The organism is Clostridium sp. (assembly GCF_051654825.1).
Classification (GTDB): domain Bacteria; phylum Bacillota; class Clostridia; order Clostridiales; family Clostridiaceae; genus Clostridium.
Genome location: NZ_JBOFYU010000206.1, coordinates 1 through 10,178, shown reverse-complemented (window position 1 = coordinate 10,178; position 10,178 = coordinate 1). Strand labels below are relative to the sequence as shown.

Here is a 10,178-nt window from a genome sequence, read left to right as displayed (position 1 = left end):
TTAGTATCTATAGATTAAAAGCTAATATACGGCTATTTGTTATTACTTAATTATATTAAAAACCTTGCATTATAGAGTACTATGATTTAATATAGTAAATATGAGTACTCTATATTATAGAGTACAATACAAAAGGTGGTGAATATATAATGGAATTAAATAAGGAAGTGTTAAAAGGACATATTGATACATTAATCCTTTCTATATTAAATGAAAAAGATTGTTATGGATATGAAATTGCAAAACAAGTAAGAGAAAAAAGTGAGTTTGAACTAAAAGAAGGTACTATGTATTTAGCACTTAAGCGTTTAGAAACTAAATTATTAATAGAATCTTATTGGGGAGAAGAACAGAGTGCAGGCGGTAGAAGAAAGTATTATAGACTTACAAAAGAAGGTATAGAGGCTCTAACTATTAAAAAGAAAGAATGGAGCATATTAAAAAAAATTATGAACTCATTTTTAGGGGAGGTTGATTAAATATGGAAAATATAAATAAATACTTGGATAATTTGTACAAAATGGATAATTCTAAAGAAGCACTAGAACTCAAAGAAGAAATGAGGCAACACCTACTAGACTCAGTAGAAGAATTAAAAAATGATGGCTTAGATGAAGCAACAGCAATAAAAATGGCTATTAATAGATTTGGAGACAATGATTCGTTAAGAAAAGATTTAAATAGTTTTCTTAATTCTCATAAAAAATTATCTAAAAAGATAAGAAGATACTCTATAATTGGAATTATTATAGGTATTGTGGTTATGTCATTTGGAGTTATCAAGAATAATATAGATGCAGGCTGGGGTCAATTTGAATTTTCGAAAATAAATAATTTTGACACTCAATTACCCCTAGAATCTGATGAAAATAAATATATTGAGGACATGATACATAGTAAAAAACTAAATAAAGTAGCATATTTTAAATTATATAAAATTGAAGATGAAGACGTTGAATCTCAAAATAATCAATCTACATTATTTGATATAAGAAATGACTCAGAGTTAAAAGGTAAGGTTTTGAAAGATGCATATTCATATGGCGAACCAAAAGATTTATATAATCAGTTTGCTACATATAGATATAACAATGAGGAGGCTTCTTGGTACATAGAGTATGAGTTAAATCATGGTGTTGAATATTATTTAAATATATGTGTAGCTATTTCTTATGGAATTTGGTTTGCTTCTCTGGGAGGAATAATCTTATCATTTACTATAGATAAATGGAGAAACAAAAATATAAGTACTCAAATTTAATATATTACGAACCAAGATGTAGGAGCATATATCAATCAGCTCCTACTTTTTTATACATTTAATGGTCTTAGTATTTCTTTATCTTGATTATCATCAAATTTAAACTTATATTCTCCGAACATATTGATATGCTCCCATCCTAAAGGAGATATGTGAGTAATTAGCTCCTCATTAACTTCTTCTTCAATCGACTTTTTATATTCTATAGCCTTTTCTAAATAGATGGTATTCCAAATACTGATAGCATTTATTATTAAATTAAGAGCTGTCGCTCTTTGAAGTTGATTCTGTACTGTTCTTTCCCTGAATTCACCTTGTTTACCAAAGAATATAGCACGAGCAAGTCCATTCATTGCTTCGCCTTTATTTAAACCTCTATGAATCTTTCGCCTTAATTCATCACTTGATATATAATCTAATATAAATATAGTTTTTTCTATTCTTCCCATTTCCCTTAGTGCGGTTGCTAGACTATTCTGTCTTGAATAAGAGCCTAATTTACTAAGGATTAATGATGATGTAACTTTACCTTCTCTAACAGAGTGTGCTAGCCTTAAAACGTCATCAAAGTTCTCTCGTATTACTTTTTCATTTATTTTTCCTTTTAAAAGATTATCTAAATTATTATGATTATTAGCATTCTTCATAGTAAATAATTTTATATCTGATATATCCCTTATTCTAGGTGCAAATCTAAATCCTAATATATGAGTAAGTGCAAATATTTGGTCTGTATATCCTGCTGTATCTGTATAGTGTTCCTGAATATCTAAATCGGTGTTATTATTCAAGAGTCCATCAAGTATATGAGTTGCATCTCTAGAATTTGTATTAATTATTTTAGTGTAATATGAAGAAAATTTATCACTTGTAAACCTGTAAATTGTAGCTCCTTTTCCTGAACCATAATGAGGGTTAAAATCAGCGTGTAAAGAAGATACACCTATTTGCATTTTCATTCCATCAGATGATGAAGTAGTTCCATCTCCCCAGTATTTAGAAAGCTTTAACTTATCTTGATAGTTAACTAAAACTGCTTGAGCTCTTTCCATTGCATCATCATATAAACGCCATTGTGATACTCCTGATAATTGCTTATATGTTATTCCTGGCGTTGCATCAGCTATTTTACTTAAACCTATATTTGTTCCCATTCCTAATAGTGTAGCGATAATTAAATTAGTTTCATCTATATCAGGCTTTTTACCTGTAGATGCATGCGTAAATTCATTGTGAAATCCAGTTAACTTAGCAACATCAGAGACTATATCTGCAAGGGCTGTTTTAGGTAATAGATTATAAGAACTAACACTAAAGTCCCTTGCATCTGTTGGAGTGTCTTTCTCTAGTCTAGATACTGAAATCTTACCTTTTTCAATAGATACACTTTCTAAGTTTTTTATATTTTTAGAAATCCAATCTAATCTTTCATTAAGAGCATTAAGTCTTTCTTTTAGATACTCATCAACAGACAAGCTAACACTCAATCTATTATCTACTTTTGATTTTTTCCATTCATCTTTAGTTATTAAATAATCATCAAACTCTTTAAACTGCTTACTTCCTTCGATAGAGATATCTCCAGCCTTAACTCTATCTCTTAATTCTGTAACAAGTGCTATTTCAAAGTAATGCCTATCTATAGTTCCATCTTTCTTAATAACATGATTTATCCAACGCTTAGGTAAAAATTCTACTGAAGTATCTTCTGGAACTTTACGTTTTTTCGTATCATTTAAATTGTTTAATACTTCAATAGATTTTAATAGTGGTTCATTTCCTTTAATTGACTTAAATTTCAACGTTTTAAGTAATCTTGGTGTATATTTTCTCAATGTATTGTATTTACTTTCAATTAAATCTAGATAATCAAAATCTGAAGGTCTAGCAAGGTCTTTAGACTCTTTAACAGACTCTACAAAAGTATTCCAACCCATTGCTTTATCAATTAATTCATAGGGGTCTAAATTATTTTCTCGAGCATATATTACAGCATCTCCAATGCTACTAAAGTGGACTACTTTTTCATTTATCTTTTTACCATTTTGCTTTTGTATTTCTTCTTGTGCTTTTCTACCATCACTCATCATTGTTTGAATCATTCTATCATGTATTTCAAAGGCTTTATCAGTTAAATCTTTTGATAGGTTTAAAAGAAATATAGCAAGCATTGCACAGCTCTTATTTTCATTAAACCGTCTAAATGATTTAGGTTCATATCTTTGACCTAGTTTGTATATCTGATTAATTTTATTTGAATGTAATCTATTTAACTCAATTGAATCTAAGTTTAATTCTCTTATATATTCTAATTTTTCAATTACCTTTAGAAAATTATCAATACTAGGTCTTCCAATGGGTTCTTTTAACCAACCTAAAATAGTCTTGTTTTTTAGGTTTTCAGATTGAGATGATATTATTTCACTTAGACGTTTCTTTTGTTTCGTATCTAAATAACTAATTATAGTATCTATAACTACATTTTCTGCTTTTTCTTTTGCCTCCCAGACTATGGACTCAATAGTAGTAATTGCAGGTAATATAACTTTATTTTCTCTTAAAAAATAGATACATCTATCAACTAAAAATAATGTATCTTCATTTTCTATGGCTAAATTAATAAGATAATCTAAAGCTAGATTATGTTCTTTAAAAGAAAAAGAGATATATCCATATTTGTCTCTGATTTCTTTGATATGGTCTCTTGATGTATTACCTCTAATTGCATAAGACCTTAATACTTTTGGAACTGTACCAACTGGTTTTGAAATATATCTAATTATTGAATCAGGTATATCACTATTTGCGTTAAAAGACCAACCAGGATAACGTAACACTGCTAATTGAACCGCAAATCCCAATTGATTTTCTTCTCTCCTGTGACTTTTTATAATTTCAATATCTTCCTTAGAAAATGTATAGTACGTTCCTATAACAAATTCATCTTCAGGAAATTTCATAAAATTGTTTCTTTGCTCATTACTCAAGAGCTCTCTTCCTCTAATCACTTTATTCATTATGACTTCTCCATTGTTTATTTTAAAATTAATTATACCAATTGGGTGTACCCTATTGGTATAATTAATTAGTCATGGAGAAATCAGTGTTTGAACTGTCCCATAAGACTTGTACCAAAATGGAGGATGACATTTGAGAAAAATAGGATATGTAAGAGTGAGCTCTAAGGACCAAAACGAAGAACGCCAAATAAAACAATTAAAAGAAATTGGAGTAGATATTATTTATCAAGAAAAAATATCAGGAGCAACATTAGAAAGAAAAGAACTTAACAATATGCTTGATAAACTTGAAAGTGATGATATAGTGTTTGTAACTGACTTAACTAGAATTACAAGGAGTACAAAGGATTTATTCTTATTAATTGATAGTATAAAAAGTAAAGGGGCTACGCTAAAGTCAATTAAAGATACATGGTTAGATTTATCAGAGGATAATCCTTATAGCCAGTTTTTAATAACTGTTATGGCTGGAGTTAATCAGCTTGAAAGAGATTTGATTAAGATGAGACAAAGGGAAGGTATAGAAATAGCTAAGTATCAAGGCAAATACAAGGGGAGAATAACGAAATATCATAAAGACCATGAAGGTATGAATTATGCCGTTAAGTTATATCATGAAGGTAATATGACAGTAAAGCAGATATGTAATATTACTAATGTTTCAAGAACATCTCTTTATAGAAAACTTGATGAGGTTAAATCAATCTAAATGTAAGCATAAAAACAATCAACCCGTTGGAAACAGAGGGTTGATTTATCTTAACGTGTAAAATCCGCATTTTGCCGACGCTACCCCATTTATAAGAATAAAAAATGAGAGCTATGCTCTCACCTCTTTGATTCGTAATATATTAAAATGTTTAACCATTAAAAAGCTAATTATTTGAAGTTCCAATTATCAAAATCATTCTTTAGCATTTCAATATGTTTATTCCAGCTAAATATATCTAATGTTTCTAATGGTAAAATTTCAACTTTACGTTCTCCATCATTATCCCACTCTTTATATCCCCATTTAAATCCTAATAAATATGATATAGTATCATTATTGATTGCACACGGATAAGATACTAAAAAGCTTTCTGCAACCCATTCTAATTTTGAATAATTTCCTAGATTATTGCATGGTGCATCATAAAGTTCGGCAGGATACCCATAAGCAAAAAATGGTTGCTTAAATTCACGCATTTCGTCACTAATATCTACTGTACTTGATACTTTACAGGGAGTACTATGCTCTGGTGAACTAAAATATTTTTGTGTTATCACTTGAATCCATGCACAAACCCGATTATATCCAGTTCCTTCAAATTCTTTAAAATACCCATGAATAGTTGGATAACCTAAGCACATATTTATATCAAAACCTAATCCTGTTAACAAATCAAATCCTGATTCATATATATCTGTATTTTGCTTATAACATACTTCAAGAAGTCCATTTTTATTATTTAAAACAAATGGAATCTGTTTAATTACATTCTCCATTTTTTACCCCCTTGTTTAAATTTATTCCTACACTTCTGGCTTGTATTATATTAATTTTTAGAACTAATCAATTTTTTCTGACCTTCTATTAACAACTTTATTAAACGTGTTAAATATTAAGTATATTACTAATATATTTAATACAAATCCAAGTATATTAAATAATGTTGAATTTAATATGGTATCTCCTACCTGTAGCTCTATATTATACATAGTAAAAAATCCAAACGGATAACCAAATTCAAATCCAAACCTATCCGTAGACCTACCTGGTACTACATAAGCAATTAGCAATGTTATTATAACTGACCAGTTTAAAATTTTTCTATTAAAATTCATCTTATACCCCACTCATTTTTTATTTCGTAATATATAACAATTGCGACCTTTATTATATTATAACATTAACTCATTCTTTAGATTACATTTAGAACGTTTTTGTCACTTTTTACTTATTTGAATACATTGATATCACTTTAATACACAAGTTTTCCACAGTTTTTAAGATATCATAATCCCCTTATAATTAAAAAAAAGACACAAGATGTGTCTTTTGATAAACATATATATATTATAATATAGTTATGTTTTCTGCTTGAGGTCCTCTAGCACCTTGAACTATATTAAAGCTTACTTTTTGTCCTTCTTCTAATGATTTAAATCCATCAGTTTGTATTGCTGAGAAATGTGCAAATACATCTTCTCCATTATCTGCTGTTATGAATCCAAATCCTTTTTCATTGTTAAACCATTTCACTATTCCATTATTCATTTAAAATTACTCCTATTAACCTGTATCAAGACTTATTCTTGATTTAATTTGTGTATTTCTACATATATGATTATGCCACTATTTTTAAATAATATACATGATTATATTATTTCTACTTTGGGTTATTAACTTTATTCCACATATATTTTGATACGATTGGCTCTATTTCAATGATTATATCATTTTTTTCTTTTTTACCTTGGTAGTTAAATATCCCAATATAATTTTTGTTTTTTAATATATAATCTACCTTCTGCTTTGAAAATCCATACTTAGCACCTATTTTAGCTAATGAAAGCCCCTTGGATCTTAGCTTAAATATATCTTTGACTATTTTAGCTTCTTCTTCATCTATCTCAAACTGGCCCTGTTTATTTACGTTATATCCAAGGGAAGGCTTACCTCCAACCCATTTATTTTCATTAAGTCTTGCGATTCTTCCATTACGAGTTCTTTCATTGATCACTGCACGTTCAAACTCTGCAAAACTTCCTAGCATCTGTAGGAACAACATCCCTTGCGGTGTTGATGTGTCAAAATGTTCTGTAATACTTACTAATGATACATTGTACTCTTGCATCTCGTATATCATTGCAAGTAAGTTATAAAGGCTCCTATGGAGTCTGTCGTTCTTATAAACCATTATCATATCTATATCATTTTCTTTAATGTAGTTAATCATTTTATCATACTCTGGTCTATCAGTTGATTTACCTGATACTGCTTTATCTATAAACATTTTATCTATCACGATATCGTGAAGTTTAGCGTACATTCTAATTTTATCTTCTTGATCTTTAAGTGAGGTATTATCTACTTGCATTAAGGTTGATATTCTGCAATATCCTACAGCTCTTTTCTTCATGTCATCCTCCAAGTGTCTATTTGTTAAATAAAAAAGTTGAGATATAAAAATACCCCAACTCTATACTTCTGTTTTATGTTAAAATATAAAATTTTAGATTCTATGATTTAAATTATCCTTTGATATAATTGCGATTACTTGTTCTTCTTTTAAATCTACTACTTGAGATATTTGTTCTGTTGTAAAGCCTAATTTGTATGAGCGTAATACTGTATTTATTTTTTCATTATATTTACCTGTACTTATTAAGTTTGCTTCCTCATGCAAGGCTATTTCTCTTTCATATGCCTCATTTATATTGTTATTCATCATTATCTCCTAAAAAACAATTTTACTTAAATGTTTAACTTTTATTAATTCATTTGAAGTTTAATTACTTCTATCTCCTCCTCAGTAAACCCTGTTGCGTCTATGATTAATTCTAAATCATAATTTTTAGATAACATTCTTTTTACTATATCTACTTTACCTTGTCTAGCTCCTGTGTTTAATAAGTTAGCTTTTTCGTGTAGTGCTCTTTCCCTCTCGAAATATAGTTCTTGTGTCACAGGATCAATACTTAGATATTCTAATTTTTCTTCGTCTATTTTTATATCATTATCCATATTTACAATCACCATAAATTCTCTATTTATATTTTATGTTAAAATATAAAGCTCTAATTTCTATAATCTAAATTATTTTTTGATATAATCTCTATTACTTGTTCTTCTTTCAATTCTACTATCAGAGCTATTTGTTCTGTTGTGAAACCTAATTTATATGAGCGTAATATTGTATCTATTTTTTCTTCACTCTTTCCTTCAATTTTACCTGTACTAATTAAGTTAGCTTTTTCATGTAGTGCTCTTTCTCTTTCCCAATATATCTCCATAGTTTGAGGATCACTACTTAAATACTCTAATCTTTCTTCTGCCTTTTTTATATCATTATCCATATTTATAAGCACCTCCAGTTCACTATCTGAAATATCATTTCTTAAAAACATTAACCATCTTTGAAGTCTATCATTTTCTAAGTCTTTGTTGCTTAGCTTCTTAAACTTAGGCATTTCTATAAAATGAATTTCTAATACGTCTGTTAGCTTATAGGCTGTATGCTCACTTTCTCTTAGTGTAAACTCTGTGTGGAATTTATCTAGGTCTATAAAGTTGAAATCCAGGATGTTTATAGTTATAACCTTATTTAAACTACTATAATCTTCACCTTTTATTATTCCTCTGTTGTAAATTCTTGACCAATAGAATAATGTTCTTTTATCCATATTTTTTTGATCTGTTAGCTGTACTTCGATATTTATGTGGGTTCCGTCTTCTATTTTAGCTAGTACATCTATTATTCCTGTTTTATTGATTATTTCATCTGTTGTAAGCTCTTTGTCTTTTATAATTTCAATTTCTTTTATATTTCCTATATTGTTGTATAAAAGTGCATTAAGAAATGCTCTTAAGTTATCTTTACTTTCTGGTTCCCCGAATAACTTTTTAAATATGAAGTCATTGAGAGGTCGTAATCTTTCCATTTTATCACTTCCTATGTTTTTATATATTTTATCAAATTTGTTATTTTATTTAAATATAGCTAATTATACTTTTATTTTCAATCTAAAATTGAGTTAAGGTATTTTTATATTATAATTTCGCTATGTTTAAAAATAATATTTAAATATATACAAATAAAATGATGGATAACTTTAACCATTATTTTCGATATGATTTAGCACTATATTTTGTCAAATACATTATTTTTCAAAATTAAAATAAATGACTTTATTTATACTTTGTAAGTTTACAGTGTACCTCATCTTTACATAATAAAAGCACCTCTTTTAAGATGCTTATCTTATAACTTTAAAATTCAGTTGTATCGCCAATTTCACCGTCAACTACATAAGTATATTCAATCTTATCATTAATTATATGACCTGCACCCATAGTATTAGTAAATCCTTCTTCATAGCTATATTCACAATAATTAAAGAATGGTGAACCAGTCAAATCTAATGCAGTTCCATCTCCAAACTCAACTACTATCCAGTTAAATCCTTCTAATTTGGGGATATCTTCATTCATAAACTTAATGAACTCTTCTTTACTTATATCTTTAGATGAATTTATCGATACGTATTCACCTATTATTTCTGTTTTAATTCCATTATATACGGGCTCTTTAGTTGCTATACCGAGTGATGTTTGAATTTCATTTTCTGACACACTAGTATCTTCACTTTGAACTTCCTGTTTTTGAACTTGTGTTTCAGTTGTATCTTCATCACTAACAGTTTCTATTTCTGTACACCCTCCTAATATTAAACTACTACCTATTAAAAGTGATAATAAACTTTTTTTAACCTTCATAATATGTCTCCTTAATATAATATCTACAATATTATACATCAATTTGCTTCTTAATTATCATCTGAATTTGCATATTAGTACATAGGATTCGTCAAGTTAGTCGGCTCAAACTTGACTTTTTAAAATAAATTAATTCCTTTAATTTAAGTAATACCAATCTATTTTAATTAAAATAACCTATATATTTTTTAATTTTTATATAATATATTTTAATTTATTTATCAAAGTTTGTCGAATGCATAAAAAGGGTAGGAGATATTCTCCTACCCTTTTGGTTCGCACTATGTTGATAGTATTCACTAAATTAACTCTACAAATTGTAATCTTACTATTTCTTTATCGTTATCATTATAGATGATATAATTGCATAAGTAATTGCAATGAATACACATATTACTTTAATATAAAATAGCCA

12 protein-coding genes are annotated in these 10,178 nt (G+C 28.1%); 3 read left to right on the top strand and 9 right to left on the bottom strand.

Translation table 11 applies throughout. The annotated features are described in order from the left end of the window. Positions 1–149 precede the first annotated feature (149 nt). Positions 150–479 (top strand): PadR family transcriptional regulator, encoded by a 330-nt coding sequence (locus ACRDBA_RS11935; RefSeq protein WP_438573145.1) that lies wholly within the window; start codon positions 150–152, stop codon positions 477–479. Between the two features lie 2 nt (positions 480–481). Beyond that, on the top strand, positions 482–1,261 hold the full coding sequence (locus ACRDBA_RS11930; protein WP_438573144.1) for a permease prefix domain 1-containing protein: 780 nt from the start codon (positions 482–484) through the stop codon (positions 1,259–1,261). 50 nt (positions 1,262–1,311) lie between these two features. Here ACRDBA_RS11930 and ACRDBA_RS11925 read toward each other — a convergent pair whose 3' ends face one another. Next, the gene (locus tag ACRDBA_RS11925; RefSeq protein ID WP_438573143.1) at positions 1,312–4,278 is read right to left on the bottom strand and encodes a Tn3 family transposase; all 2,967 of its coding nucleotides are present in this window, start codon (positions 4,276–4,278) and stop codon (positions 1,312–1,314) included. A 133-nt stretch (positions 4,279–4,411) separates the two neighbouring features. Here ACRDBA_RS11925 and ACRDBA_RS11920 point away from each other — a divergent pair, with 133 nt between their 5' ends. Next, entirely contained in the window at positions 4,412–4,990 is a 579-nt protein-coding gene (locus ACRDBA_RS11920; protein WP_438573142.1) for a recombinase family protein, read from the top strand. Between the two features lie 170 nt (positions 4,991–5,160). Here ACRDBA_RS11920 and ACRDBA_RS11915 read toward each other — a convergent pair whose 3' ends face one another. From ACRDBA_RS11915 to ACRDBA_RS11880, 8 genes are all read right to left on the bottom strand, one after another. Continuing rightward, the gene (locus ACRDBA_RS11915) at positions 5,161–5,769 is read right to left on the bottom strand and encodes a hypothetical protein (RefSeq protein WP_438573141.1); all 609 of its coding nucleotides are present in this window, start codon (positions 5,767–5,769) and stop codon (positions 5,161–5,163) included. 63 nt (positions 5,770–5,832) lie between these two features. Then, entirely contained in the window at positions 5,833–6,108 is a 276-nt protein-coding gene (locus ACRDBA_RS11910; RefSeq protein WP_438573140.1) for a hypothetical protein, read from the bottom strand. Between the two features lie 232 nt (positions 6,109–6,340). Then, positions 6,341–6,541 (bottom strand): cold-shock protein, encoded by a 201-nt coding sequence (locus tag ACRDBA_RS11905; protein WP_438573139.1) that lies wholly within the window; start codon positions 6,539–6,541, stop codon positions 6,341–6,343. 112 nt (positions 6,542–6,653) lie between these two features. Beyond that, complete coding sequence (locus tag ACRDBA_RS11900; RefSeq protein WP_438573138.1) at positions 6,654–7,406, bottom strand: recombinase family protein; 753 nt, start codon at positions 7,404–7,406, stop codon at positions 6,654–6,656. Positions 7,407–7,499: 93 nt separating this feature from the next. Beyond that, complete coding sequence (locus tag ACRDBA_RS11895; protein ID WP_438573137.1) at positions 7,500–7,715, bottom strand: hypothetical protein; 216 nt, start codon at positions 7,713–7,715, stop codon at positions 7,500–7,502. A gap of 44 nt (positions 7,716–7,759) precedes the next feature. Next, entirely contained in the window at positions 7,760–8,026 is a 267-nt protein-coding gene (locus tag ACRDBA_RS11890; protein ID WP_438573136.1) for a hypothetical protein, read from the bottom strand. A gap of 38 nt (positions 8,027–8,064) precedes the next feature. Then, complete coding sequence (locus ACRDBA_RS11885; RefSeq protein WP_438573135.1) at positions 8,065–8,928, bottom strand: Rpn family recombination-promoting nuclease/putative transposase; 864 nt, start codon at positions 8,926–8,928, stop codon at positions 8,065–8,067. A gap of 328 nt (positions 8,929–9,256) precedes the next feature. Beyond that, positions 9,257–9,763 (bottom strand): hypothetical protein, encoded by a 507-nt coding sequence (locus ACRDBA_RS11880; RefSeq protein WP_438573134.1) that lies wholly within the window; start codon positions 9,761–9,763, stop codon positions 9,257–9,259. Between the last annotated feature and the right edge of the window lie 415 nt (positions 9,764–10,178).